The 24519-nt window shown below is 67.8% G+C and carries 22 protein-coding genes; 11 read left to right on the forward strand and 11 right to left on the reverse strand.

The window, feature by feature from the left end:
• Nucleotides 1-69: 69 nt before the first annotated feature.
• The 6 genes from ACLARN_RS40080 to ACLARN_RS40105 form a co-directional block, all read right to left on the reverse strand.
• On the reverse strand, nt 70-1104 hold the full coding sequence (locus tag ACLARN_RS40080; protein WP_409496719.1) for a fatty acid desaturase family protein: 1035 nt from the start codon (nt 1102-1104) through the stop codon (nt 70-72).
• 2 nt (nt 1105-1106) lie between these two features.
• Nucleotides 1107-1589, reverse strand: coding sequence for a hypothetical protein (locus tag ACLARN_RS40085; protein WP_409496699.1), 483 nt, complete (start codon nt 1587-1589; stop codon nt 1107-1109).
• Nucleotides 1590-1761: 172 nt separating this feature from the next.
• Nucleotides 1762-2019: a hypothetical protein gene (locus ACLARN_RS40090; protein WP_409496700.1), complete on the reverse strand. Its 258-nt coding sequence runs from the start codon at nt 2017-2019 to the stop codon at nt 1762-1764.
• A 19-nt stretch (nt 2020-2038) separates the two neighbouring features.
• Nucleotides 2039-2929, reverse strand: a complete 891-nt coding sequence (locus ACLARN_RS40095; RefSeq protein WP_409496701.1) for an AurF N-oxygenase family protein — start codon at nt 2927-2929, stop codon at nt 2039-2041.
• Nucleotides 2926-3807, reverse strand: coding sequence for a crotonase/enoyl-CoA hydratase family protein (locus tag ACLARN_RS40100; RefSeq protein WP_409496702.1), 882 nt, complete (start codon nt 3805-3807; stop codon nt 2926-2928). The genes ACLARN_RS40095 and ACLARN_RS40100 overlap by 4 nt, the downstream gene beginning before the upstream one ends.
• Nucleotides 3797-4396, reverse strand: a complete 600-nt coding sequence (locus tag ACLARN_RS40105) for a TetR/AcrR family transcriptional regulator (RefSeq protein WP_409496703.1) — start codon at nt 4394-4396, stop codon at nt 3797-3799. The genes ACLARN_RS40100 and ACLARN_RS40105 overlap by 11 nt, the downstream gene beginning before the upstream one ends.
• 558 nt (nt 4397-4954) lie before the next feature.
• Here ACLARN_RS40105 and ACLARN_RS40110 point away from each other — a divergent pair.
• Nucleotides 4955-6844 (forward strand): GTP-binding protein, encoded by a 1890-nt coding sequence (locus ACLARN_RS40110; RefSeq protein ID WP_409496704.1) that lies wholly within the window; start codon nt 4955-4957, stop codon nt 6842-6844.
• A gap of 61 nt (nt 6845-6905) precedes the next feature.
• A complete protein-coding gene (locus tag ACLARN_RS40115; RefSeq protein WP_409496705.1) occupies nt 6906-7646 on the forward strand; it encodes a GAF and ANTAR domain-containing protein in 741 nt (246 codons plus the stop codon).
• 237 nt (nt 7647-7883) lie between these two features.
• Here the strand turns inward: ACLARN_RS40115 and ACLARN_RS40120 are convergent, their stop codons facing one another.
• Complete coding sequence (locus ACLARN_RS40120) at nt 7884-9023, reverse strand: Gfo/Idh/MocA family protein (protein ID WP_409496706.1); 1140 nt, start codon at nt 9021-9023, stop codon at nt 7884-7886.
• A 151-nt stretch (nt 9024-9174) separates the two neighbouring features.
• Complete coding sequence (locus ACLARN_RS40125) at nt 9175-9537, reverse strand: MerR family transcriptional regulator (protein ID WP_409496707.1); 363 nt, start codon at nt 9535-9537, stop codon at nt 9175-9177.
• A gap of 63 nt (nt 9538-9600) precedes the next feature.
• Here ACLARN_RS40125 and ACLARN_RS40130 point away from each other — a divergent pair, with 63 nt between their 5' ends.
• On the forward strand, nt 9601-10827 hold the full coding sequence (locus tag ACLARN_RS40130; protein WP_409496708.1) for an MFS transporter: 1227 nt from the start codon (nt 9601-9603) through the stop codon (nt 10825-10827).
• On the opposite strand, the gene ACLARN_RS40135 is transcribed toward ACLARN_RS40130, so the two are convergent.
• On the reverse strand, nt 10748-11644 hold the full coding sequence (locus ACLARN_RS40135) for a LysR family transcriptional regulator (RefSeq protein ID WP_409496709.1): 897 nt from the start codon (nt 11642-11644) through the stop codon (nt 10748-10750). The genes ACLARN_RS40130 and ACLARN_RS40135 overlap by 80 nt on opposite strands.
• 86 nt (nt 11645-11730) lie before the next feature.
• Between ACLARN_RS40135 and ACLARN_RS40140 the strand changes: the two genes are divergently transcribed.
• From ACLARN_RS40140 to ACLARN_RS40150, 3 genes are all read left to right on the forward strand, one after another.
• Nucleotides 11731-13071: an aspartate aminotransferase family protein gene (locus ACLARN_RS40140; protein WP_409496710.1), complete on the forward strand. Its 1341-nt coding sequence runs from the start codon at nt 11731-11733 to the stop codon at nt 13069-13071.
• Nucleotides 13072-13391: 320 nt separating this feature from the next.
• Nucleotides 13392-15287, forward strand: a complete 1896-nt coding sequence (locus tag ACLARN_RS40145; RefSeq protein ID WP_409496711.1) for a hypothetical protein — start codon at nt 13392-13394, stop codon at nt 15285-15287.
• Nucleotides 15284-16765: a hypothetical protein gene (locus tag ACLARN_RS40150; RefSeq protein ID WP_409496712.1), complete on the forward strand. Its 1482-nt coding sequence runs from the start codon at nt 15284-15286 to the stop codon at nt 16763-16765. Before ACLARN_RS40145 ends, ACLARN_RS40150 begins: the two co-directional genes overlap by 4 nt.
• A gap of 103 nt (nt 16766-16868) precedes the next feature.
• Here ACLARN_RS40150 and ACLARN_RS40155 read toward each other — a convergent pair whose 3' ends face one another.
• Nucleotides 16869-17735: a bile acid:sodium symporter family protein gene (locus tag ACLARN_RS40155; RefSeq protein WP_409496713.1), complete on the reverse strand. Its 867-nt coding sequence runs from the start codon at nt 17733-17735 to the stop codon at nt 16869-16871.
• A 169-nt stretch (nt 17736-17904) separates the two neighbouring features.
• On the opposite strand from ACLARN_RS40155, the gene ACLARN_RS40160 reads away from it, so the two are divergent.
• Nucleotides 17905-18930 (forward strand): medium chain dehydrogenase/reductase family protein, encoded by a 1026-nt coding sequence (locus ACLARN_RS40160; RefSeq protein WP_409496714.1) that lies wholly within the window; start codon nt 17905-17907, stop codon nt 18928-18930.
• 46 nt (nt 18931-18976) lie between these two features.
• Nucleotides 18977-19507 carry a DM13 domain-containing protein gene (locus tag ACLARN_RS40165; protein ID WP_409496715.1) on the forward strand — a complete coding sequence of 177 codons (531 nt, stop codon included), beginning with the start codon at nt 18977-18979 and terminating at the stop codon, nt 19505-19507.
• Here ACLARN_RS40165 and ACLARN_RS40170 read toward each other — a convergent pair.
• Nucleotides 19504-20136 (reverse strand): TetR/AcrR family transcriptional regulator, encoded by a 633-nt coding sequence (locus ACLARN_RS40170; RefSeq protein ID WP_409496716.1) that lies wholly within the window; start codon nt 20134-20136, stop codon nt 19504-19506. The genes ACLARN_RS40165 and ACLARN_RS40170 overlap by 4 nt on opposite strands.
• A gap of 60 nt (nt 20137-20196) precedes the next feature.
• Between ACLARN_RS40170 and ACLARN_RS40175 the strand changes: the two genes are divergently transcribed.
• The 3 genes from ACLARN_RS40175 to ACLARN_RS40185 all read left to right on the forward strand — a co-directional run bounded on the left by ACLARN_RS40175 (nt 20197) and on the right by ACLARN_RS40185 (nt 23925).
• Complete coding sequence (locus ACLARN_RS40175) at nt 20197-20628, forward strand: RpiB/LacA/LacB family sugar-phosphate isomerase (RefSeq protein ID WP_409496717.1); 432 nt, start codon at nt 20197-20199, stop codon at nt 20626-20628.
• A gap of 262 nt (nt 20629-20890) precedes the next feature.
• Complete coding sequence (locus ACLARN_RS40180; protein WP_409496718.1) at nt 20891-22531, forward strand: glycosyl hydrolase family 18 protein; 1641 nt, start codon at nt 20891-20893, stop codon at nt 22529-22531.
• 38 nt (nt 22532-22569) lie between these two features.
• Nucleotides 22570-23925, forward strand: a complete 1356-nt coding sequence (locus tag ACLARN_RS40185) for a cellulose binding domain-containing protein (protein WP_409496720.1) — start codon at nt 22570-22572, stop codon at nt 23923-23925.
• Nucleotides 23926-24519 lie beyond the last annotated feature (594 nt).

A 24519-nucleotide genomic window follows, 5' to 3' on the forward strand; every position in this document is an offset into this window, starting at 1 on the left:
TCGGCCATTATCCGACGTGCGGAATACTCTCGGTTCTTTCATTGTACAGAGGAAATCGCGCGCGTTCGGTCAAGGCAAAGCGAGGCGGAAGATCTTGCGGACGACCGAGCCGAGTTGCTTCGACAGGGAACCGGTGTTGTAGGGCAGATCGTGCTTCTCACAGATCTCCCGCACCTCGGCCGCGATCCGCGGATAGCGGCGGGACGGGATGTCCGGGAACAGGTGGTGCTCGATCTGGTGGCTGAGATTCCCGGTCAGCAGGTGGAACAGCGGGCTTCCGGTGATGTTCGCGGAGCCGAGCATCTGGCGCAGGTACCACTGCCCCTTGCTCTCGTTCTCGCTCTCCTCCTCGGTGAACACCTCGGCGCCGTCGGGGAAATGGCCGCAGAAGATGATCGAGAAGGCCCAAAGGTTGCGGATCAGGTTCGCGCTGACGTTCGCCGCCAGCGTCACCGGGAACAGCGGGCCGGTCAGCGCCGGGAAGAGCAGGTAGTCCTTGCCCGCCTGCCGCCCCACCTTGCGCAGCATCGGGCCGAGCAACGGACGGATGTCCGCCCACGAACGGCGACCTTGCACGATCCGGTCCGCCTCGAGGTCGTGCAGCATGATCCCGTACTCGAAGAACAGCGCCTGCGCCGCCGCGTAGAGCGGATTGCCGAGGTAGTACGGATTCCATTTCTGGTCTTCGGTGATCCGGATGATGCCGTAACCGACGTCGCGATCCTTGTCGAGGATGTTGGTGTAGGTGTGGTGCATGAAGTTGTGCGAACGGCGCCATTGTTCGCTCGGGCAGACCATGTCCCATTCGAAGGTCCGCGAATTCAGCGTCGGATCCTTCATCCAGTCGTACTGACCGTGCAGGACGTTGTGCCCGATCTCCATGTTGTCCAAGATCTTCGACAACGACAGCGCGCCGACTCCGGCGATCCACGCCGGCGGAAACCAGCCCGCGAACAGGAGTATCCGGCCCGACACCTCACTGAGCCGCTGCACCGCGACGACCCGGCGGATGTAGTCGGCGTCGTCCGCGCCGAGGTCCGCCACCACCCGCTGGCGCAGCGAATCCAGTTCCTCGCCGATGATCTCCAGTTCCCGGGTGGTCATGGTCACGAGAGGTCTCCTTGCCCGGACTTCACCCGTGTGGCCAGCGAAGACATCCCGGCGTGCAACAGGCGGCCCGCCTGTCCCCTGGTCCAGCCGGTGTCCTCGGCGATGTCGGCGACCTTCCGATGCCGGATCACCGCTTCCCACACCGCGAACCGCTGGCGCGGCGGCAACAAGGCCAATTCGTCCAGCACCATCGCGTCGGCGAGGGCCTCGTCGAACACCTCGGCACCACGCCGCCGCCGGAGCCGGACGCGCAACTCCGCCGACCACGACGCCCGCGCACTTCTCGCCCCGGCCGTCCGGCCGGCCGAACGCCTGGACATCAGGCGGGTGCACAATTTCGCCGCCGAGGCGGGCGATCGGCCGGTCCGGCGGGCGACGAGGTAGACGAAAGTCAGCGCCCGGTCCTCCTCGGGCACCACCGTCCACCGCAGCCAGACCGGTTCTTCCACCGCCGCGGTCACAACAAGGCGGGGGTTCACGACAGGCACCGCTCTCGACTGGGAAGCACGCTCGGGCTCCTGGTCCGCCGACCGCGATGGCGATCGGCTTCAGTGGGGTGATCGACGCGAAGAGCGTGGTCTCGGCGCTTCCGGCGCGGGCATCGTCAGCGTACCCCCGCGGCCCTCCACCCGCGCGTTCCCCGGGACCGCGTCAGCGCCGGGAGAGAACGCGACGCGCCAGCCAACCTGCGTAGACGGCCAGTCCCGCGAACCCCGCCTTCCGGGTGGGGGCCGCCGCGATCGCGAGCCCGATGGCGAGTTCGGTGGCGCCGTTACGATAGGTCCAGTTGCGGACGTCGTCGGCGAAGGCCATCTTCGTCACCGGTTCGAACGCGGCCGGGGCGGCGAAGTGGGCGAGACCGGTCGCGGCGATGGTGAGGCCGAGGACCTGACCGGTGCTTGCGGACATGGGTTCCTTTCGTTGACGTTCAGTCGAGGACGCCGGCGCGGCGCCACAGACGGCGGCTCGGGCCGCCGATGAGACCGATCTCGGTGAAGTATTCGACGGCCTTCGCCGCCCACGACGCCTTCGTCCGGCGCCAGTGCGGGTTCGCGGCGGCGACTTGGCGGGCTTCGCGGGGGTCGAGTCCGACTGAGGTGTATGCCTTGGGGTGCAACAACTCCGACGTCGCCACGTACGCCATGCCCGCGATCGCCCAGCGGATCAGCTCGCGGCCGACTCGGCCGTGGCGGGCCCAGGCCCGGCCCAGTTCGTCCTTGGCGAAGCTGATGTGGCGCGCTTCCTCGATGACGTGGATGCGCGAGATCATCCGGATCATCGGTTGCAGGCTGGAGTCACGCATCATCTCGCGTTGCATGCCGTCGGCGAGTTCTTCGACGTAGATGGCTCCGGCGAACAGCAACGCCGGGCCGCAGACCGCGCCGAACACCTTGCCCGCCCGGTGCGCCGAGCGGCTGGGGCGGCGGACGACGCCACCGGTCTTCGCGATCGAGCGGGCGAACATGGTGCTGTGACGGCATTCGTCGGCGATCTCGGTGAGCGCGTACTGGGCGTTGTGCGTCGTCGGATCGCTGTTGTACACGTGGCGCACCAAGCCCTGCATCAGGATCAGCTCGAACCAGATCCCCGACGCCGCCGCGGCCGCGGCCTCCTGACGGCTCAGTTCGGCGCGCTGGGCCTCATCGAGCCGGTCCCACAACTCGGTGCCGTACAAGGAACATCGTTCCGGCGCCTTGCCGTAGGCGCCGTCGACCAACGGTGCCAGCCAATCGACGTCGACGTCCGGGTCGTAGGAAAGCCGCGCTGCAGAACGTTGCAGGCGCTCGGCGACCCGTTCGCTTTCGGTGTTCGCGGTCATGACGACCTCCTCGGGTCGGTGCTCTCCGGCAGCGGTCCGCCGCCGTCAGGGATGACCTGTCCGGAATCGCGGTAGGCCACCGCCTCGTGGAAACCGTCGCGTTCGGCGAACTCGCGGAACCAGCGGCCTTCCGGGGTGTGCCGGGTGATGCCGTCGAAGAACGTCGCGAGTGTCTGGGTGCCGGACAGGCCCATGTTGTCGTAGGCCTGGTTGATCATCAGCTTCTGCATCACCAGCTGGTTGGTCGGCACCCCGGCCATCCGATCGGCCAGTTCCTCGGTGGCGGCTTCCAGCTTCCCGGGTTCCACGGCGTCGAGCGCGAGTCCCCATTCCGCCGCGGTGGCGCCGTCGATGGTGTCGCCGGTGAGCAGCATCCGTTTCGCGCGCTGGGCGCCGACGTGGTAGACCCACATCGCGGTCGTCGGGCAGCCCCACACCCGCGCGGGCGGATAGCCGATGCGCGCGTCGGCCGCCATGAGCAGCACGTCGCACGAGAGCGCGATGTCGCTGCCGCCCGCGATCGCGTGCCCCTGTACCTGGCAGATCGTGGGTTTCAGCGACCGCCACAGACTGAAGAAGTCGTCAGTGTTGCGCTTCATCACCCGGTAGTCCTTGACCGGATCCCACACCGGTCCCTGGTTCCAGCGGCCTTCGGAGTCCTGCTCGGCGAACTGCTTGAGGTCGTACCCGGCGCAGAACGACCGTCCTTCGCCGCGCACCACGATCACCCGGACCTCGTCGTCCTCGTTCGCCCGTTCCACGGCCTGCCGGATCTCGCCGGGCATGACGTCGTTGATCGCGTTGAGCCGCTCTGGGCGGTTCAACGTCAGGTAGGCCTTTCGATCCGCGACGCGGTAGGTGAGCGTCTCAAACGCCATCGGAACCTCCCAGCGCGCGAAGGGTGAACGTGACCAGGTGCGGGATCGTGTCCGGGCCGCCGTCCCCGGCCAGGGGGCCGACCAGCATTTCCGCGCCCGCGCCGACCAGCGCGGCGGCGGTCGCTTCCGCGTCCTGCGGGGGCAGCAGTCCCCTGGCGACCCCGTCGGCGATGTTCCTGGCGATCACTTCGCGGAACGCGCGGCGGAACACCAGCCGCTCGGCCTCCACCACGGCGTCGACCGGTTCGGCCAGCAGGGCGTACGCCAGCCGCGGGGCCTTCAGCGCCCGGCCCGCGAAGGTCTCGATCACCGCGACCACCCGCTCCCGGACGTCGCCTCGGGACGCGGCGGCCTCGACGGCCGTGACCTCGCGGGAGACCACCTCGCGGAAGACCTCGACGACCAGATCGGCCTTGGAGGGGAACTGCCGGTACACACTTCCGGTGCCGACGCCCGCCTGCGCGGCGACCGCGGCCATCGAGCAGCTCGCGTAGCCGGTCTCGGCCAGCAACGCGATGGCGGCGGCGAGGATCTCCCCGCGCTGGGAGTCCAGCCTGGCCTGCGTCTTCGGAGTACGTCGGTACGGCACGCAAGGAGTGAAGCACGGATTCCGCACTTCAGCAACGGCCCGCAATTCGTCCTCTGGTTGCGGTCGTTGCGCGTGCAACTACCGCAACTAGAGGGCTACTTGCGGCAGGTCGCGTTGCGTTTGGTCGCGTTCTCAGAGGGGCCATGTCCCCAATGCGGCATTGGGGACACTGAGCGTCTCCAATGCCACATTGGGGACGCCTACGCTCCGCGACTGGCCTGGGCCGAAGGCGTCCTTCGCCACGTCAGATGCGGCGAAGGGAGCCCTCACCTCGCCACTGGCCGAGTCCACGGACACGGCATGACGGCCACCTGCCCGCAATTCGTCCTCTGGTTGCGGTCGTTGCGCGTGCAACTACCGCAACTAGAGGACTACTTGCGGCAGATGGCCGAGGGGCGCCGCAAGTCGACGCCCGGCCGTAAATCGCGTGACCGGTCGGAAACACGTTGCTAACGTCCGGCAGGCCAGGTGTTCCCTGATGAACGGAGAGCGGCGTGCGCCGAGCTGTCGAGTCCTCGAGTCGTACGGACCTTTCGACAGCCCTGGAGCCGTTCATCCATGGAACACCTGAACATCGGGATTCTCGCCCATGTCGACGCCGGTAAGACGAGCCTGACGGAGCGCCTGCTCCATCACACCGGTGCCATCGGCACCCTCGGCCGTGTGGACGCCGGGGACACCCGCACCGACACGATGGAACTGGAACGCCGTCGCGGCATCACGATCCGCTCGGCGGTCGTCTCCTTCCGCATCGGTGACCTGCGCGTCAACCTGATCGACACCCCGGGACACCCGGACTTCATCGCCGAGGTCGAGCGCGCGCTGCGGGTGCTCGACGGGGTCGTCCTCGTCGTTTCCGCCGTCGAGGGGGTGCAGGCGCAGACCCGGGTGCTGATGCGCGCGCTCGCCCGGCTGCGGATCCCCGTGGTGCTCTTCGCCAACAAGGTCGACCGGGCGGGCGCCCGCTACGACGGTCTCCTCACCGACCTCACCGACCTCACCGAGCGCCTCGGCGTCGCGTGCGTGCCGGTGTCCGAGGTCGACGGGCTCGGCACCTCGGCCGCGAAGGTCCGGCAGCGGCCTGTCGCGCCGTCGGCCGGGCTGGCCGAACAGCTGGCCGAGCACAGTGACGCCTTCCTGACCGCGTATCTCGAGGACACCTTGGCGGCCGAGGACTACCGGGCCGAGGTCGTCCGCCAGACCCAGCTCGGCGTCGTCTCACCGGTCTTCTTCGGTTCCGCGCGCAGCGGCGAAGGGATCGCCGAGCTGACCTCCGGCATCCGCGAATTCCTTGCCGGGGCGGGGAAACCCGCACCGGACGACCGCTTGCGCGCCGCCGTGTTCAAGATCGAACGCGGCCGCGCGCACGAGAAGATCGCCTACCTCCGCGTGTTCTCCGGCGAGATCGGCGCGCGGGACCACGTCCTGTTCCATCGCGGGACGGTCACGGCCGAAGCGAAGGTGAGCGCGGTACGCGTCTTCGAACTCGGCGACGACACCGTCGAGGCCCGCGCGCGGGCCGGGCAGATCGCCAAGGTCACCGGGCTCAAGGAGATCCGGATCGGCGACCGCGTCGGCATCCCCGATTTCGACGGCGTCGCCGCGCAGTTTCCGCCGCCCGCCTTGGAAACCGTGGTCAAGCCGACCCGGCCCGCGGAGACGCCGTCGGTGTTCGCCGCGCTCCAAGAGCTGGCGGAACAGGATCCGCTGATCACCGTCCGGCAGGACGACGAGACACGACAGCTCTCCGTACGGCTCTACGGGGAAGTCCAGAAGGAGATCATCGCGGAGACGCTCGCCGCGCAGCACGGCCTCGACGTCGAATTCGGCCTCACGCGGACGATCTGCGTCGAACGGCCGATCGGCACGGGGTCCTCCGTATGGCTGATCACGGAGAAGCGGAATCCGCACTTCGCGACGCTCGGGCTGCGTGTCGGGCCCGGCGTCCCCGGCTCGGGGCTGACCTTCGGCCTCGACGTCGAACTCGGTTCCCTGCCCCTCGCCTTCCACAAGGCCATCGAGGAGACCGTCGAGGCGACGCTGCGGCGGGGCCGGGAGGTGATCGACTGCGTGGTGACCGTCACCCACACCGGGTATTTCAGCCCGGTCAGCGCGGCGGGTGACTTCCGCAAGGTCGCGCCGCTCGTGCTGGAGGAGGCGCTCCGGGAGGCGGGGACCGAAGTGCTCGAACCGGTGACCCGCGTCGAGGTGGAACTGCCCGCCGATTCGGTGAACGCGACGCTGTCCAGGCTGGTCGAGCTCGGCGGGGCCGTCACCGGCTCGGTACCGCGTGGCGACCGGGCCGAACTGACCGGCACGCTGCCTGCCGGGCAGGTGACCCGGTTCGAACAGCAACTGCCGGGGCTCACGCACGGTGAGGGCCTGCTGACCACCGAACCGGCGGGCCACCGTCCGAGGGTTACCCCGAATCGGCCAATGTCCGGCTAGCCGGAACGAGTACGTTTTGGGGAGGCCGGTCCGACCGGACCGGCCGCGGGAAAGGGACACGATGGATCAGTTTCGCGACACCGCGTCGGCGTTGCGGGAGCTCACGGAGTCGATGAGGCTCGACGAACCCCGTGACGACCTGCTGGAGCGGGTGGCGAAGAAGGTGGTCGGCATGCTGCCGGGCGCGGACGCCGCCACGGTCACGCTGTATTCCGACAACGAGCCGAGCACCGTCGCCGCCACCGACGAGTCCCTGCTTCCCCTGGACAAGGCGCAGTACAGCGCGGACGAGGGTCCCTGCCTGAAGGCCACCAAGAGCGGGACGATCGTCCGGACCCGGCTGGAGACGGCGGCCGGACGCTGGCCGGATTTCGCGGCCGCCGCCGAACAGCTCGGCGTGCGGACCGCGCTGGCCTGCCCGCTGTTCGTCCCCGACGAATCACACTTCAACCGGCGCGAAACCGAGCCGCTGGCGGGCGCGCTCAACGTCTGGAGCTTCGAGGAGAACGCCTTCGACCCGGTCGAGGCGGCCCTGGTCGCGATGTTCACTTCGGCGATCTCGGCGATCATCCTGACCGCGTCCCGCTGGGCCGCCGCCGAAAAACAGGCGGAGACCCTGGTCGCCGCGTTGGAGACCAGGGACGCCATCGCCACCGCGAAGGGCATCGTGATGGCACGTCTGGAACTGAACGCCGAGGAAGCCTTCCGCTGGCTCACCGAGGCGTCGCAGCACACGAACCGCAAGATCCGGGAGATCTCGGTGCTGATCGCCGAAGACCCGGGAGCGGTCTTCGGCCGCTAGGCGAGGGCTTCCGGCTTGCCAGACGCTTTCAGTTCGCTGCTGCCTGGCGATTTCGCGTGACTGGACGGCGAACACACGTGTTTGAGCGGCGATCTCGCGTGCTTGAGCGGAGAACACGCGTGACTGGGCGGAGATCACGCGACGGAAGCCAGTTGCAGGTGTGTTCTCCGCCCGATCACGCGTGTTCTCCGTCCAGTCACGCGAGATCGCCGTCCAGCCACGTGTGGACCTTCGGACTCAGGCGAGCGAGATCCGGCGGTTCTCCCGCGAGGACTCGAGGCCGGCTTCCGCGAGCCGGATGCCGCGCACGCCAGCCATGAAGTCGTACGGATGCGGCGCGTCCTCGACGACGTGACGGATGAACTGCTCCCACTGGGCGCGGAAACCGTTGCCGAAGTCCTCGTTGTCCGGCACTTCCTGCCACTGCGCGCGGTACGACCGGGTCTCGGCCAGATCCGGGTTCCACACCGGCTTCGGAGTGGCCTCCCTCGGCTGGACGACGCACTTGTGCAAGCCCGCGACCGCGCTGCCGCGCGTGCCGTCGACCTGGAACTCCACCAATTCGTCACGGTGCACCCGCACGCACCAGGACGAGTTGAGCTGCGCGATGACTCCGCCTTCGAGCTCGAAGATCGCGTACGCGGCGTCGTCGGCCGTGGCGGCGTACCGCTCGCCCTTCTCGTCGACGCGCTCCGGGATGTGGGTGACGGCCTTCGCGGTCACGGCGTTGACGGCGCCGAAGAGGTTCTCCAGCACGTAGTTCCAGTGGCAGAACATGTCGACGACGATGCCGCCGCCGTCTTCGGCGCGGTAGTTCCAGCTCGGCCGCTGCGCCGCCTGCCAGTCGCCCTCGAAGACCCAGTACCCGAACTCGCCCCGCACGGAGAGGATCTGGCCGAAGAAGCCGCTGTCGATCAGCCGCTTCAGCTTGAGCAGGCCGGGGAGGTACAGCTTGTCGTGGACGACGCCGTTCTTGACCCCGGCCGCCTCCGCGTGCCGCGCCAGGGCGAGCGCGCCCTCGACCGACTCCGCCACCGGCTTTTCGGTGTAGATGTGCTTGCCCGCGTCGATGGCGCGGACGATCGACTTCTCCCGGACGGCGGTCAGCTGCGCGTCGAAGTAGAGCGGGAGGTCGTCGTCGCCGAGTGCGGCGTCGAGGTCGGTGGTCCAGCGGGTCAGCCCGTGCCGCTTGGCGATCTCTTCGAGCTTGTCGGCGTTGCGCCCCACCAGGACCGGCTCCAGCTGGACCCGCGACCCGTCGGCCAGCTCGACCCCGCCCGCCTCGTTGATCGCCAGCACCGAGCGCACCAGGTGCTGCCGGTAGCCCATCCGCCCGGTGACGCCGTTCATCACGACGCCGAGTTTCCGCGTGGTCATCCGTTCTCCTTTGAAAGCGCTTTCCCACGCCCATCCTGAAAGCGCTTTCTCGCCGTGTCAAGGCCAAAGAGAGTTGAAGGGGACTTTCCCCACATGAGACGCGGCGAAGGGAGCTTTCCCCGCGTCTGATGCGGGGAAAGCTCCCTTCAGCTCAACGACGAGCGCGGACGGCGTCGAGGTACTCGGTGATGGCATCCCGATTGCGGAGCAGGCATTCGGCCCGCCGGGTCATCCGGTCTCGTTCGGTCTCCAGGGTTTCGAGCATCTCCCTGGTCGCGTCCGGGAAGTAGATCTGCCGGGGCTTGTCGAGGCACGGCAGGATCTGCTTGATGATCCGGGTCGGCAGCCCGGCGTCGAGCAGGCCCCGGACCTGGATGACCCGGTCGACCGACGACTCGTCGTAGTCCCGGTAGCCGTTGGCCCGCCGTTCCGAGATGATGAGACCCTGTTCCTCGTAGTACCGCAGCAAACGGCGCGACGTCCCCGTCCGCTCCGAAAGCTCACCGATCCGCATGTGCGCCACCTCACTCCGCCCGGCTTGACCTTCACATCTATGTGATGGTTCGAGCATACGGACATGACTCCGAAACTCCCGCTCGGCGCGCTGCTCGCGCTGACCACGGCGGCGTTCGTCACCGTCCTCACCGAAGCCCTGCCCGCCGGGGTGCTGCCCGCGATGAGCGCCGGTCTCGGCGTCGGCGAAGCGGCGACCGGCCAGCTGGTGACGGTGTACGCGATCGGCACCGCGCTCACCGCGATCCCCCTGTCCGCCGCGACGGCGGGCTGGCGCCGCAAACGTTTGCTTCTGGCCGGGGTGGCCGGTTTCGCCGTCGCCAACACGGTCACGGCGCTGTCCACGAACTACCCCCTGACCCTCGGCGCGCGGTTCGTCGCCGGGATCGCGGCGGGCGTGGTCTGGGCACTATTGACCGGTTACGCCCGGCGAATGGCGCCGGAACCGGTGCAGGGCAAGGCGATCGCCGTGGTGATGACCGGCATCCCGCTCGCGCTTTCGCTCGGCATCCCCGCCGGAACGTTCCTGGGCAACCTCTTCGGCTGGCAGGTGACGTTCTCGCTCATGTCGGCGATCGCGCTCGGCCTGCTCGGCTGGATCACACTCGCCGTCCCCGACTTCCCAGGGCAGGACAAGGGCGGCAGGCTCCCGGTGCGCAGGACCCTCGCCGTGCCCGGCGTGGCCGCGGTCCTGTTCGTCACGCTGACCTTCGTGCTGGCGCACAACATCCTCTACACCTACATCGCCACCTTCCTCGAACACGTCTCGATGGGCGGCGAGGTCGACCGGATCCTCCTGGTGTTCGGCCTGGCGTCGATGGTCAGCATCTGGGTCGTCGGCATCCGCATCGACCGGCGGCTGCGTTCCTTGACCGTCACCGGCACCGTCCTCGTCGCCGTCGGCGCGACGATTTTGGCTCTGCTGGGTGAAAGTCCGGCGCTGGTCTACGTCGCGGCGACGCTGTGGGGGCTCGGCTGGGGCGGCATCCCGACGCTGCTGCAAACCGCCGCCGCGCAAGCGGGCGACAAGGGCGGCGTGGCGGATATCGCGCAGGCCATGCTGGTCACCCTGTGGAACGCCGCGATGGCGGGCGGCGGGATCGCCGGTGGCGTCCTCCTCGCGGGTTTCGGCGCCGAGTCGTTCCCCTGGACCGTTCTGGTCTTGCTCCTGCCGACGCTCGCCGTGGTGCTGCTGGCGCGACGGCACGGGTTCACAGCGGCAGTTCCGGATGACTCCGGATCGCCTCGAGAACCAGGTCGACAGCGGCGCGAGGCGCGGACCCGCGCCTGATCGCGGCGGTGATGGACCGGGTGACCGGCGTCGCGAGCTCGCGGGTGGCGACGCGGTACCGCTTGTCGACGGCGAGGCCGGGCAGGAGCGCGATCGCGTGCCCGGCCTCGACGTGCTGCAAGGTCATCATGTAGTTGCTGAACCGGGCGACCACGCGGGGCTCGAAGCCGGCTTCGCGGCAGAGCCGGGTGGCGAGGTTCGCCATGTACGACTGGGGGATGTCGAACGCCCAAGGCTCGCTCGCGTACGCGGCGAGGTCGGCGGGGCCCCGGCCCGCGGCCGGATGGCCGGGCGGGACGACGAGCACGACCGGGTCGGTGGCGAGCGGTACCAGGTCGATGTCCGGGCCCAGCGGCTGCTCGACGAAGTCCGTGGTGGTGATGATGACGTCGGCGTCGCCGACGCGGAGCGCGGGCATGCTCACATGCGGTTCGAGTTCGAGCAGTTCGAGGTGCAACTGCGGATGCGAGCGGGCCAGCCGGGTCACCGCGGGGACCGCGATGGTGTGGATCGCGCTCTGGAAGGCGCCGAGGCGCACGAGCCCCGTCGGCGCCTCGCCGAGGCTGCGCAACTCGGCCTCGACGGTGTCCATGTGATCGAGGATCGCTCTCGCGCGGCGGGCCAGCAACCGCCCGGCCGGGGTCAGCCGGACCCGGCGGCCGGTGCGTTCCAGCAGGTGCGTGCGCGTCTCGGCCTCGAGGACCGCGAGCTGCTGGGACACGCTCGAAGCGCTCAGGTTGGCCGCCTTCGCGACCGCGCGGACCGTGCCGAGGGTGTCCAGCCGGCTCAGCAGGCTGAGCCTCCAAGGGTTGAGCATCAGGCCATTGTTGTACGGATCAGGCGAACAGCACAGCCAGAATTGTGAGATGGACGTGTCGCTCGGCTCCGCTTTACCGTCGAGGCATGGCTGCTCCGACCACTGACCTGTCCACCGCCGACCGTTTCTGGGCCGACGCCGACCGGCACCTCGTGCGCTACGCCGGGGCCGGTGACTTCACCCGCGAGATCATCGACCACGCCGCCGGGAGCTACCTGTTCACCGAGTCCGGGCGACGGATCCTCGACTTCACGTCCGGGCAGATGAGCGCGATCCTCGGGCATTCGCATCCCGAGATCGTCGACACCGTGCGGCGGCAGATCGGCTCCCTCGACCACCTGTTCAGCGGGATGCTGAGCCGTCCCGTCGTCGACCTCGCGCGGCGGCTGGCCGAGACTTTGCCGTCACCGCTGGAAAAAGCGTTGCTGCTGACCACCGGGGCGGAGTCGAACGAGGCCGCGATCCGGATGGCGAAACTGGTGACGGGCAAGCACGAGATCGTGTCGTTCGCCCGGTCGTGGCACGGGATGACGCACGCGGCGGCGAGCGCGACCTACAGCGCGGGCCGCAAGGGTTACGGCCCGTCCGCGCCCGGCAACTTCGCCATTCCCGCGCCGAATTCCTATCGGCCGGACTTCCTCACCGCCGAAGGAGAACTGGACTGGAGGCGGCAGCTGGACTTCGGGTTCGAGATGATCGACGCCCAGTCCGTCGGCAGTCTCGCGGCGTGCGTCGTCGAACCGATCCTCAGCTCGGGTGGGATCATTGAGCCGCCGCCAGGGTATTTCGCCGCCCTGCGGGAGAAATGCCGCGAACGCGGAATGCTGCTGATCCTCGACGAGGCGCAGACCGGCTTGTGCCGCACGGGGAACTGGTACGCCTTCGAACGCGACGGCGTCGTCCCCGACATCCTAACCCTGTCCAAGACGCTGGGTGCCGGCCTGCCCCTGGCGGCGGTGATCACGAGCGCGGAGATCGAGCAGGAAGCGCACGACCGCGGCTACCTGTTCTTCACCACGCACGTCGCCGACCCGCTGGTGGCGGCGGTCGGGAACACCGTGCTCGACGTCCTCACCCGCGAACGCCTCGACGAACGCGCCACCGAACTGGGCGCCTTCCTCCGCCGCGGCCTCGACGACCTCGCCGTCCGTCATCCCGTCGTCGGCGACATCCGCGGACGTGGCCTGCTGGTCGGCGTGGAACTCGTCGTGGACCGTGCCACCAAGCAGAGCTCCGACGAACTGGGCGCGCTGGTCACCCGGCGCTGTCTCGAGCTGGGGCTGCACATGAACATCGTGCAGTTGCCGGGGATGGGCGGGGTTTTCCGGATCGCTCCCCCACTGACCGCGACGGAGAGCGAATTGGCGGAAGGACTGGGGATTCTGGACGAGGCGATCACAGACGCCTGCGCGCGGTTCGGCGGATGATTTGTCGTCACATTCGTAACGTCTTCATATCCGTGCATGAATTACGGTTTCACTCTTCCCTGCCCGGAGCTAACCGTGACCTGATCTTAGGCCAAATCGGTTAACACGAATCGGCGACGTCTCGGTCCCTGCCGGATTTCCTGCGGTTACGCCATCGGCTGTCTATAGTCGACGCTCATCAGCGGGCGCGGTCGAATCGGGGAGCCGCGCGGGGAGGGGGGCCGATGCCTGCCGGCATACCCCGCATATCTGGTTTGGGCTCGATTACCGGAGGATTGGTCGAAGAACTGCTCACTCGCCCGAAAGGGCAAAGCCGGGCCTTGCCCATCGTGGTCGCGCTCGGCGCCCGAGGTACCGGTAAGTCGGCGTTACTGGACTCGATCGCCGAGCGCTGCGAGGAAATTCCGCACGCCTATCTCGATTTCGAACGGCACGAACGGGAGAACATCCAGCCACGGGAGCTGCTCGCGAATCTCGCGTTCGACCTCGGCAGGCACCGGAAACAGTTCGGCCGGTTGGCGTTTCCCCGGTTGTGGCTGTGCATGCTCGTACTGAGCGCGCCGGTGGAACTGCGTGACCGCCGGGCCGCGCTGCGCAAGATCCGCGAACTGCTGGTGGAGAACCAGCCGCTCGAACAGAACCGGGAGACGATCGTCGACGTGGTGCGCCTCGTCGGCGGGGTCGCTCCGGCCGGCGGGTTCAAAGGCTGGTCCGAGGCCACGGACCTGCTGCTGCGCGGACTCGGCTGGTACAACAGGCGACGGCTGCTCGGCAAGATCAAGGCGCTGCCTGCCAACACCGGCAACCACGAGGACTTCCTCATCGAGATCGCCAAGCACTCACGGGGCGACGACGAGGACCGCGCCGCCGTCGACGGCATCTTCTGCGACGCCTTCCTCACCGATCTGCGCCTGGCGTATCAGGGCGTCAACCGGTCCCGCCGCACGCTCAACAGCGTGGTCCTGCTGGACAACGCGCACACCCCGGGCGGTCAGGTCTTCCTGCGGGCCTTGACGGAGGCGCGGCATCGCTCCGGTGGGGAGCCGGATCCGCTGGTGGTGATCGCCACCAGCCGCCGCTGGAATCCGGACTGGAACGAGAGCTGGTCGCTGCTGACCCCGCAGCGGGGTGCGCCGCGACGAAGACGGCCGAGCGGTCACCGGACGGACGGGCTTCCGGCGCCGTCGCCGCGGCAACCGTACGATGTGGAATCCGACTGGACGGCGGGCCAGGACCCACGCTGGTATCCGTGGTATCTCCTCGAACTCGGCACGCTTTCCGAGGACGACGTGGTGGATATCGTCGCCCGTGGCGACATTCACCCGACGTCCAGGCTGCCGCGGTTCCTGTACCGGCTCACCGACGGGCACCCCGGTGCCGTCGCGACCCTCTTCGGCGCGTCGGCGCAGCTCTACGATTCCCGTGACCCCGCGGTCCTGCGCACCTCCTTGCGGACCGGCGTCACGGCCGAAGACGGCGCCGAGACGACCTTGCTCGCCGCGGCGCAGTCCTATCTGCTGCAAGACCTTCCGGTGCCGAGCAGGCAGGACCTCGTCACGGCGAGCGCCGCGCGCGACGTGGAAACGCTGTTCCACAAGAACATCGTCGACCTGCGCAACGCCACCGAGGAAGGCGCGCTGTTCAAGGAGCTCGGCGATCTCCTGTGGCTGCGAGCGGAACCCGGCGAGGAACTCCAGTATGTCCTGCATCCCTGGTTGCGCCGAATCCTGTTGCAGGAACTGGCTTCTCGCGCCGATCATCACCCGCTGAACTGGGAGCGGGTGCACACCCGGTGCCGCGACTTCTACGAGAAACACGGCCAAACCGTGGCGGCGCGCTATCACGATCTGGCGCTGGAGAACGTCGACGCGGTGGTCACGCACCTGAGCAAACCGTTCGCCGATGACCAGGTGGAGTTCGACGTGGCGGCCGCCGAGGCGTGGCTCGCCGAACTCGACGTCATCACCTCGGCGCCCAACCGGCTGGACCCGGCCGTCGCGCCGTACGAACAACTGGAGGCGCACGCCGGGAACGCCGACGGCGAATTGGAGACCACCCTGTCCTGGCTGGTGGTCGCGCTGTGGATCGCGGCGGATCCGCTCGGGGACCCTGGCGAGACGGTGAATTCGACCATCGAAGGCGGTTTCCACCAGTTGGCGCACGGCCGGGGACGGGGATCCATCCTGTTGCACGAGAGGGCGGAGAGATACCGATGACCGCACGGAGCGAGCGGATCAGACCACCACGGCCGACGTGGTCGAAGTGGCTGATGGCAGGCGGGGGTGTGCTCCTGCTCGTCGCCGCACTCGTGGTCGTGTTCGTCGTCGTCCCGGCGATCGACGAAGCCGGGCGCAGCTGCGCCGACGGGGTGGAAAAACGCGGTGAGCACGCCGAATGCGTCGGCGTCACGGACGGAAGCTACGTGTTCTCCCCGGAACTGTCCGGAGTGGAGGACCACATCCGCAAGGAGAACGAATCGGTCGCCGCCTCGGGCAAACCGTCGGTGACGATCGCGGTCATGCTGCCGATGACCTTGGTGGAGAACGACATCCTGTCCGCCGAGTGGGTGCGGCATCAGATCCAGGGCGCCTACATCGCGCAACGCCGGGCGAACACCACCACTTCCTGGGGCAGTCTCCCGCTGATCCGGTTGCTGCTGGCCAATCCCGGCAGCAGGCTGACCCAGTGGGAACCCGTGGTGGACGACCTCGTCGGCCGCGTGGAACGCGAACGCCTCGTCGCCGTCACCGGGATCGGGCTGAGTCTCGGCTCGGCACGCGACGCCATCGAACGGTTGTCACAGCACAAGATCCCGGTCGTCGCCTCACCCGTGGCCGCCGACGAGTTCTCCGAGATCCCCGGTTTCCTGCGGGTGTCCCCGACGAGTTCCACCTACGGCATGGCCGCGGCGGGCTACGTCCGCCAGACCGCGCACACGGCGACGCTGGTGCAGGACGCCAACCCGGGCGATCTGTACCCGAAGACGCTCGCGAAGGCGTTCACCGAGAAGTTCGCGGACGACACCCACCGGATGGTCGGGCGCACCGAGGTGTACGACTCCAGCTTGCCGGGGATCGAGAACACGTTCCTGCAGATGATGCCGAACATCTGTGGCAACGAAGCGGAAGTCGTGTACTTCGCCGGTCGCGAAAACCATCTCTCCTCCTTCGTCGCGGGACTGGCGCAACGCCCGTGCCTCGGCAGGCCCATCACGGTCCTGACCGGTGATCTGGCGCTGGTCGGCCCGCCGAGCGCGGAAATGCGCCGGGGACTGGAGTCCAAGGTGACCGTGCTGGGTCCCGGACTGGCCCACCCCAGCGCGTGGACCACCGAACCGGGGGTGTTCAACCCCGCGGCGGTCGCGAGTTTCCAGGAAGACGGCTGTACCGAATGCTTTCGCGCGGTGTTCCCGAAGGAACGGCTGGACGACGGCATCGCGATCCTCTCCCACGACGCCGTCCTCACCGTGGTGTGGGCGATCCGCGGCATCCCGAGGACCGCGCCCGCCCAGGTGACCGCGCAGGACGTGCTCCAGTCCAAGAACCGCTTACACGGCAAGCTCGCGGTCCCCGGCGCGAGCGGCATGATCTCCTTCGACGACAAAGGGGACCCGGTGAACAAGACGGTGCCGATCCTGCGGGTGCGCGTGGACGACACCCCCGAGTACGTCCAGCTCTCGACTCCGGCCGGGTGAGCCTTACCCTCCCAAGTACAGGAAGGCCCCCTTCCTTGCGCTAGGCGCAAGGAAGGGGGCCTTCCTGTACTTCAGGTGACCGGCGCCAGTAGGCGACCGACGCTCAGACTCGCGCGCTCTCCGGACTGCGCGACAACAGGAACGCCGCGATCCCGGCCGGGAAGAACATGAGCACGCCGTAGATCCCGGCGGGAACGGCCATCTTCTCGTCACCGAGCACCGAGATCGCCACGGCGATGGCGAGAGTGGCGTTGTGCACGCCGATCTCCATGGCGGACGCGATCGACTGCCCGCGGTCCACCCGGAACAGGCGCGGCACGTAGTACCCGATCGCGAGGCTGAGCACGGACAGCGCCAGCGCCACCGGCCCGAGCGTGCCGATGTTGTCCAGCAGGGTCTGGATCTCCTGCGCGATCGCGGCCGCGATCACCAGCACGAGCACCACGGCGGAGCCGATCTTGACCGGTTTGCGCATCCGTTCGGCCCAGTGGGTGAACCGGCTCCGCACCGCCATCCCGATCACGACCGGGATCAGCACGATCGCGAACACCTGCACGAACTTCGCGGGCTGGAGCCCGACCGAGGCGCCGCCGTCGAGGAACCCGGCCATCGACAGGCCCACCACCAGCGGCAGGGTGAACACGGCCAGCACGGAGTTGATCGCCGTGAGGGTGACGTTGAGGGCGACGTCACCGCCGGCGAGGTGACTGAACAGGTTCGCCGACGTCCCACCGGGTGACGCGACGAGCAGCATCATCCCGACCGCGAGCACCCCGTCGAGGCCGAACAGCAGGATGAGGCCGAGGCAGATGGCCGGCAGCACGATCATCTGGCACACCAGCGCGATCACGGCCGCCTTGGGGTATTTCAGCACCCGCGTGAAGTCGCCGACGGTCAGGGTCAGTCCCAATCCGAACATGACCAGTGCCAGCGCTATCGGCAGGAGAACCGAGAACATCGCCGAACCCATCGAAGGGCCTCCGTCCGATATGCCGTTTTCAGATCGGCAATCGTGTCAAGCGGCGACAACCCGGTCAAGGCACCGAAACCCAGACGTGACCCCACTTGACTTTTCCGAGAGCAGTGCTCACTATGATTACAAGCTCTAACGGACACGACAAGCAATCAGGGAGATCGAGATGAGCACGCTGACCGAGGTCGTACTGCCGGGCAAGGTCGAGCCGGAAGGCCTGGAGCTGCGGGAACGCCCGCTGCCCGCGCCCGGCCCCGGCCAGGTCGTGATCGCGATGGAGGCGACCGGAGTCTCCTTCGCCGAACAGCAGATGCGCCGCGGCAAGTACTACGACCAGCCGCCCTTCCCTTTCGTCCCCGGCTACGACCTCGTCGGCACGGTGCTGACGACCGGTGACGGGGTCGACCCCGCGCTCGCCGGCCGCCGGATCGCCGCGCTGACGAAGGTCGGCGGCTGGGCCAGCCACGTGGTCCTCGACGCCGCCGACATCGTCGAGGTCCCGGACGGCGTCGGCGCCGAGGAGGCCGAGACCGCGGTGGTCAACGGCATCACCGCCTGGCAGATGCTGCACCGCAAGGCCAAGGTCCGCGCCGGGCAGACGATCCTGGTCCACGGCGCGAACGGCGGCGTCGGCTCGCTGCTGGTCCAGCTCGCCACGCAGGCGGGCGTGCAGGTGATCGGCACGGCGTCGAAACGGCACCACGAAGCGTTGCGGCGCTGGGGAGTCATGCCGATCGACTACCGCACCGAGGACATCTCCGCCCGTGTCCGCGAGCTCGCGCCGGAGGGTGTCGACGCCGTCTTCGACCACGTCGGCGGTGCCAGCGTGCCCGCGTCGTGGAAGCTGCTCGCCCGCGGCGGCACGCTCGTCTCCTACGGCAGCGCCGCGACCCGTGACGACGAGGGCTCCAAGCAGTTGCCCGTGCTCAAGATCCTCGCCCGCGTGATGCTGTGGAACAGCCTGCCCAACGGCCGCAGCGCGTACTTCTTCAACGTCTGGGCAGGGCGTTCCTTCGCCAAGAACCGCTTCCGCGCCCGCCTGCGCGCCGATCTCACCCAGGTTTTCGCGGCGTTGAAGGACGGCGCGATCACCGCCCAGGTCGCGGCGCGGCTGCCGCTGAGCCGGGTCGCGGAAGCGATGCGGCTGGCCGAATCCGGGACGGTCGCGGGCAAGGTGGTGCTCACGCCGTAAGAGTTCGGTAACGCGTTTCGGGCGCCGCACGCGGTTGAATGAAGTCATGAAACGCAAGCGGGTGCTCGCCGTCGTGGCGGTCGGACTGGTGGTGGCGGTGGCCGCGGGCCTCTCTTGGTTCCAGCCGTGGAAGCTCTGGGTGAACGAAACCGTGCAGGAAGCCCTGCCAGTCGCCCAGACCTCCGCTCCGGTCTCCGAAAGTGCCGCGCCCGCACCGAAAGAACCCGCGATCGTGGCGACCGGCGAGCTGATCAGCCACGAACACACGACCAGCGGCGGCGTCCGGATCCTGCGCGCGGCCGACGGATCGCTGGTGCTGCGCCTGGAGAACCTCGACACGAGCAACGGCCCGGATCTGCGGGTCTGGCTCACCGACGCGCCGGTCATCCCCGGCAAGGACGGCTGGTTCGTCTTCGACGACGGCGCGCACGTGAGCGCCGGGAAACTCAAGGGCAACAAGGGAAGTCAGAACTACACCCTGCCGGCCGGCACCGATCTGGCGCGCTATTCGAGCGTGACCATCTGGTGCGATCGGTTCGACGTCTCCTTCGGCGCGGCCGAGTTGACCAAGGTTTAGGCCACGAGCCGGTCCACCGCGTACTCCATCTCCGCGCGGACGGCACGCAGATCGATGCCACCGGGATCGATGATCGCGGCCACCGCGATCCCCCTCAGCTGCCCCACCAGCGCCGCCGCGTACGCGTCGGGGTCACGGACACCGGCGATGGAGCCGTCCGAGATCCCGGCGGCGACGGTCTGCGCGATGGCGAACCGGTACCGGCGATCGGCCTCGGTCATCGCCGACCGCACGGCCGGATCTCCGACGGTCGCGTCCGTCCACAACACCACGAAGGCCCGGTTCAGCGGCGGCATGTCGGTGAGCAGCTCGAAGAAGATGTCCAGCAGCGCGCGCAGCATGTCCATCGGACTGGGCGTGAGCCCGCCGGTCCTGGTGGCGACGGCGGCACTGAAGACGTCGGCGAACTTCTCCGCCGCGAACTCGACGAGCCGCTGCACCAGCGTCTCCTTCGAGCCGAACAGCTGGTAGACGACGCCGCTGGGATAGCCGGTCCTGGCGCAGATCATGCCGATCTTGAGCCGGGCGAAGCCGGTCTCGCCGACGAGGCGGGCGGCGGCGTCGAGAATCCGCGTCCTGGCGACCTCCTGGTCGCGCTGGACCTGGCGCTCCTCCGCAGACGGGTCCACGCCGCGATCCTCCCATGACTTCCGGTTCGTCACCTGTCGACGCGGCGTACGATTCCGGGCATGAAGATCGCCTTCGCGGCCGACGACCGGAACGCCACCACGGACGCCGTCCGGGCCTTCCTCGCCGAGGCCGGTCACGAGGTGATCCTCCCGGCGACGTCGGACGACTGGCCGGAACTCGGCGCGGCGGTGGGCAAGGCGGTCACCGACGGCGAGGCCGACTTCGGCGTGGTGATGTGCTGGACCGGGACCGGCACGGCCATCGCGGCCAACAAGGTCCCCGGCGTCCGCGCGGCGCTGGCCTGGGACACCTGGATCGCCGCGGGCGCGCGCAAGTGGAACGACGCCAACGTGCTGGCACTGAGCCTCAAACGGCTCTCCCCCGACGTGGCCGTCGAAATCACCGAGGTCTTCCTTTCCGGTATCGCGCCGGACGCGGACGAATCGGCGAATATCGCCCGGCTCGGCGAATTGGACGAGCCTCGTCGGTGAACCACACCGAACCTGTGAACGGTTAACGCTGTCGAACGTATTAGGCCGTTCGCAGGAAAATCACCACTCTGCGTAGTGATGCTTCCCATATTGGTCCAGACCACGTAGCGTCTCCGGCAACAAAGCGTTTCCGCATGGAGGTGGTCGATGAAGACGCATCCCCGCCTGCCCGGCCTCGGCCGCGGCAACGCGATGTCGCCGATTTCCCATTGAGGAAATCCTCTCCAAGATCATTTCCCTGCACCGGGTTGTAAGGAGTGAAATGTCGAGAAAAAGATGGCATCTGATCGGTCTGTTCACGGCCGTCGCGGCGCTGGCTGTCGGTCTGGTGACCGTCCCGGCCAGCGCGGCGGGCGGGGTCGGAGCCTCGCTCACCAAGGGGTCGGACTGGGGCTCCGGCTGGGAAGGCAAGTACACGATCAGCAATAAGTCGGGTTCAAGCCTCAGTTCCTGGACGCTCGAGTTCGACCTGGCGGCCGGGCACTCCATCGCCTCGCTGTGGGACGGCAGCTACACCGTCTCCGGCCAGCACGTGACCGTCAAGAACACCTGGAACGGCAACGTTTCCAACGGCGGTACCGTCAGTTTCGGCTTCAACGTCAAGTACTCCGGCGCTTACACCGCGCCCGCCAACTGCAAGATCAACGGCGGCTCCTGCGACCCGGGTGGCGGCACCCCGACGACGACGCCGACCACGACCACCGGGACGACCACGTCGAATCCTCCGACGTCGACCAGCACGAGCAACCCGCCGACCACGACGACCACGAACCCGAACCCGGGCGCGAAGAAGAACCTCGGTTACTTCGTGCAGTGGGGCGTCTACGGACGTAACTACCACGTGAAGAACATTCACACTTCCGGTTCCGCGGCCAAGCTGACGCATATCAACTACGCGTTCGGCAACGTCACCAACGGTTCCTGCACCGCGAACGACGACACCTACGCCGACTACGACAAGTTCTACGACGCCGGGTCCAGTGTGGACGGTGTCTCGGACAGCTGGGACGCGGGTTCGCTGCGCGGTAACTTCAACCAGCTGCGCAAGCTGAAGAAGATGTACCCTGGCCTGAAGGTGCTGTGGTCGTTCGGTGGCTGGACCTGGTCCGGCGGCTTCGGCCAGGCCTCGAAGAACCCGGCCGCGTTCGCCGACTCCTGCTACAAGCTGATCAAGGACCCGCGGTGGGCCGACGTCTTCGACGGCATCGACATCGACTGGGAGTACCCGAACGCCTGCGGCCTGACCTGTGACACCAGCGGTCCCGGCGCCATCAAGGACCTGTCGCAGGCGCTGCGCACCAAGTTCGGTTCCTCGTTCCTGGTCACCGCCGCGATCACCGCGGACGCCAGCAGCGGCGGCAAGCTCGACGTCGCCGACTACGGCCCCGCGTCGGCGTACCTCGACTGGTACAACGTCATGACGTACGACTTCTTCGGCGCATGGGCAGCGAAGGGCCCGACGGCCCCGCACTCGCCGCTGACCGCGTACCCGGGTATCCCACAGCAGGGCTTCAACTCCGACGAGGCCATCCAGAAGCTCAAGGCCAAGGGCGTCCCGGCGAACAAACTGTTGCTGGGCATCGGTTTCTACGGCCGCGGCTGGACAGGGGTCACGCAGGACGCTCCGGGCGGTACCGCGACCGGCGCGGCACCGGGCACCTACGAAGCGGGCATCGAGGATTACAAGATCCTGAAGAACAGCTGCCCGTCGACCGGCACGATCGCGGGCACCGCGTACGCGAAGTGCGGCAACAACTGGTGGAGCTACGACACTCCCGCGACCATCAACTCCAAGATGGGCTGGACCAAGAACCAGGGTCTCGGCGGCGCGTTCTTCTGGGAACTCAGTGGTGACACCGGCAACGGTGAACTCGTCACGGCCATGCGCAACGGCCTGAACTGAGAGGTTTGACAGTGGTCAAGCGGACTTGGGTACAGGCCATCGGCCTGGCCGCCGCTGCCGCAACGGTCGGCGCGGTCCTCGTGATCGCGCCGGCCTCCGCGGCCGGCGGCGTCGGCGCCGCCTTCAGCAAGGGCTCCGATTGGGGCTCCGGCTGGGAAGGCAAGTACACGATCAGCAACAAGTCGGGATCGAGCCTTCCCACGTGGACGGTCGAATTCGACCTCCCCTCAGGACATTCGATCGCTTCGCTGTGGGACGGCAGCTACTCCGTCTCCGGCCAGCACGTGACGGTGAAGAACACCTGGAACGGCAACCTTTCCCACGGTGGCAGCACCAGTTTCGGGTTCAACGTCAAGTACTCCGGGGGTTACGTCGCCCCGGCGAACTGCAAGATCAACGGTGGTTCCTGCGATCCGGGCGGCGGCACGCCGACGACGACGCCGACCACCCCCACCACACCGACCACCACCACGTCGACGTCGAACCCGCCCACGACGACCACGAGCAACCCGCCGCTGCCCGGCGGCCGTGGAGCGCCGTATCTGTACATGGGCTGGGGCAGTCCGCCGAACCCGCAAACGGTCATGAACGCGACCGGGATCAAGTGGTTCACGATGGCGTTCATCCTGTCCTCCGGTGGTTGCAATCCCGCTTGGGACGGCAGCCGTCCACTGCAGGGCGGTGTCGACGCGAACGCGATCGCGCAGATCAAGGCCGCGGGCGGCCAGATCGTTCCGTCCTTCGGCGGGTGGAGCGGCAACAAGCTCGGCCCGAACTGCTCGACGCCGGAATTGCTCGCCGGGGCCTACCAGAAGGTGATCGACGCCTACGGTCTCAAGGCGATCGACATCGACATCGAGAACACCGACGAGTTCGAGAACGCGGTCGTGCAGGATCGTGTCCTGAACGCGCTGAAGATCGTGAAGGCGAATAACCCCGGTATCCAGACCATTCTCACCTTCGGCACGACGACCAGCGGCCCGAACTCCTGGGGCAACCGGCTCATCGACCAGTCGAAGGCGCTGAACGCCGGGATCGACGTCTACACGATCATGCCGTTCGACTTCGGTGGTGGCGCGGACATGTACGGGAACACCATCAACGCCGCGAACGGCCTGCGGGACAAGCTGAAGTCGACGTTCGGGTGGAACGACGCCACGGCGTACAGCCACCTGGGCATCAGCGGGATGAACGGCCTTTCGGACCAGCGGGAACTGACGAGTCTCGACACTTGGACCAGGATCACCGACTGGTCCAAGACGAACAAGATCGCCAGGCTCGCGTTCTGGTCGGCCAACCGTGACCGGGGCTGCCCCAACGGTGGGGTCGCCGAGAATTGCAGTGGTATCGCGCAGAACGACTGGGACTTCACGCGGATCACCGCGGCCTTCTGACGTCCCTTTCCCCTGAAACTGCGGGCCCGCGCCGATGCTGCACGGTGCGGGCCCGCTCCACGTCCACCCTCCCCCACACAATTCGTCCTCTGGTTGCGGTCCTTGCGTGCGCATCTACCGCAACTAGAGGACTACTTGCGGTGAGGGCCGGAAGTCCGTGAAGGCCTCCTTCCCTACTTTGAGAGTAGGGAAGGAGGCCTTCACGACGTCGTGAGCCCCGTACCCAACGATCACCGGCACCCCGGGGCTGCGACTGTGTGGATTTGGGACGTCGCCCGCCAGAGGCAAGCAAGTAGTCCTCTAATTGCGCCAGGGCACCAAGCCCAAGCGCGTGAAGGCCCCCTTCCTGTACCTAGGCGCAAGGAAGGGGGCCTTCGTGTACTTGGGAGCGGCAAGCGAGCCGCAACGCGTCGTGCGCTTCCCGAAGCAAGTAGCCCTCTAGTTGCGATGTATGCGTACGCAAGGACCGCAACTAGTGTCGCGCGTCGTTAGTTGGTTTACGGTCGTGGGTTTGCGATGATGGGTCATGCCTTCGTCGGGTTTGGTGATCAGTGGTGAGGATCGGGCGGTCTTGGAGTCGTGGGCTCGGTCGCG

The organism is Amycolatopsis sp. cmx-11-12, from assembly GCF_046269425.1.
Classification (GTDB): domain Bacteria; phylum Actinomycetota; class Actinomycetes; order Mycobacteriales; family Pseudonocardiaceae; genus Amycolatopsis.

Coding starts and splice junctions, on each gene's coding strand:
- ACLARN_RS40080 (WP_409496719.1), bottom strand. CDS start 1,104: ATGACCACCCGGGAACTGGAGATCATCGGCGAGGAACTGGATTCGCTG.
- ACLARN_RS40090 (WP_409496700.1), bottom strand. CDS start 2,019: ATGTCCGCAAGCACCGGTCAGGTCCTCGGCCTCACCATCGCCGCGACC.
- ACLARN_RS40095 (WP_409496701.1), bottom strand. CDS start 2,929: ATGACCGCGAACACCGAAAGCGAACGGGTCGCCGAGCGCCTGCAACGT.
- ACLARN_RS40100 (WP_409496702.1), bottom strand. CDS start 3,807: ATGGCGTTTGAGACGCTCACCTACCGCGTCGCGGATCGAAAGGCCTAC.
- ACLARN_RS40110 (WP_409496704.1), top strand. CDS start 4,955: ATGGAACACCTGAACATCGGGATTCTCGCCCATGTCGACGCCGGTAAG.
- ACLARN_RS40115 (WP_409496705.1), top strand. CDS start 6,906: ATGGATCAGTTTCGCGACACCGCGTCGGCGTTGCGGGAGCTCACGGAG.
- ACLARN_RS40120 (WP_409496706.1), bottom strand. CDS start 9,023: ATGACCACGCGGAAACTCGGCGTCGTGATGAACGGCGTCACCGGGCGG.
- ACLARN_RS40125 (WP_409496707.1), bottom strand. CDS start 9,537: ATGCGGATCGGTGAGCTTTCGGAGCGGACGGGGACGTCGCGCCGTTTG.
- ACLARN_RS40130 (WP_409496708.1), top strand. CDS start 9,601: ATGACTCCGAAACTCCCGCTCGGCGCGCTGCTCGCGCTGACCACGGCG.
- ACLARN_RS40135 (WP_409496709.1), bottom strand. CDS start 11,644: ATGCTCAACCCTTGGAGGCTCAGCCTGCTGAGCCGGCTGGACACCCTC.
- ACLARN_RS40140 (WP_409496710.1), top strand. CDS start 11,731: ATGGCTGCTCCGACCACTGACCTGTCCACCGCCGACCGTTTCTGGGCC.
- ACLARN_RS40150 (WP_409496712.1), top strand. CDS start 15,284: ATGACCGCACGGAGCGAGCGGATCAGACCACCACGGCCGACGTGGTCG.
- ACLARN_RS40155 (WP_409496713.1), bottom strand. CDS start 17,735: ATGGGTTCGGCGATGTTCTCGGTTCTCCTGCCGATAGCGCTGGCACTG.
- ACLARN_RS40160 (WP_409496714.1), top strand. CDS start 17,905: ATGAGCACGCTGACCGAGGTCGTACTGCCGGGCAAGGTCGAGCCGGAA.
- ACLARN_RS40165 (WP_409496715.1), top strand. CDS start 18,977: ATGAAACGCAAGCGGGTGCTCGCCGTCGTGGCGGTCGGACTGGTGGTG.
- ACLARN_RS40175 (WP_409496717.1), top strand. CDS start 20,197: ATGAAGATCGCCTTCGCGGCCGACGACCGGAACGCCACCACGGACGCC.
- ACLARN_RS40180 (WP_409496718.1), top strand. CDS start 20,891: ATGTCGAGAAAAAGATGGCATCTGATCGGTCTGTTCACGGCCGTCGCG.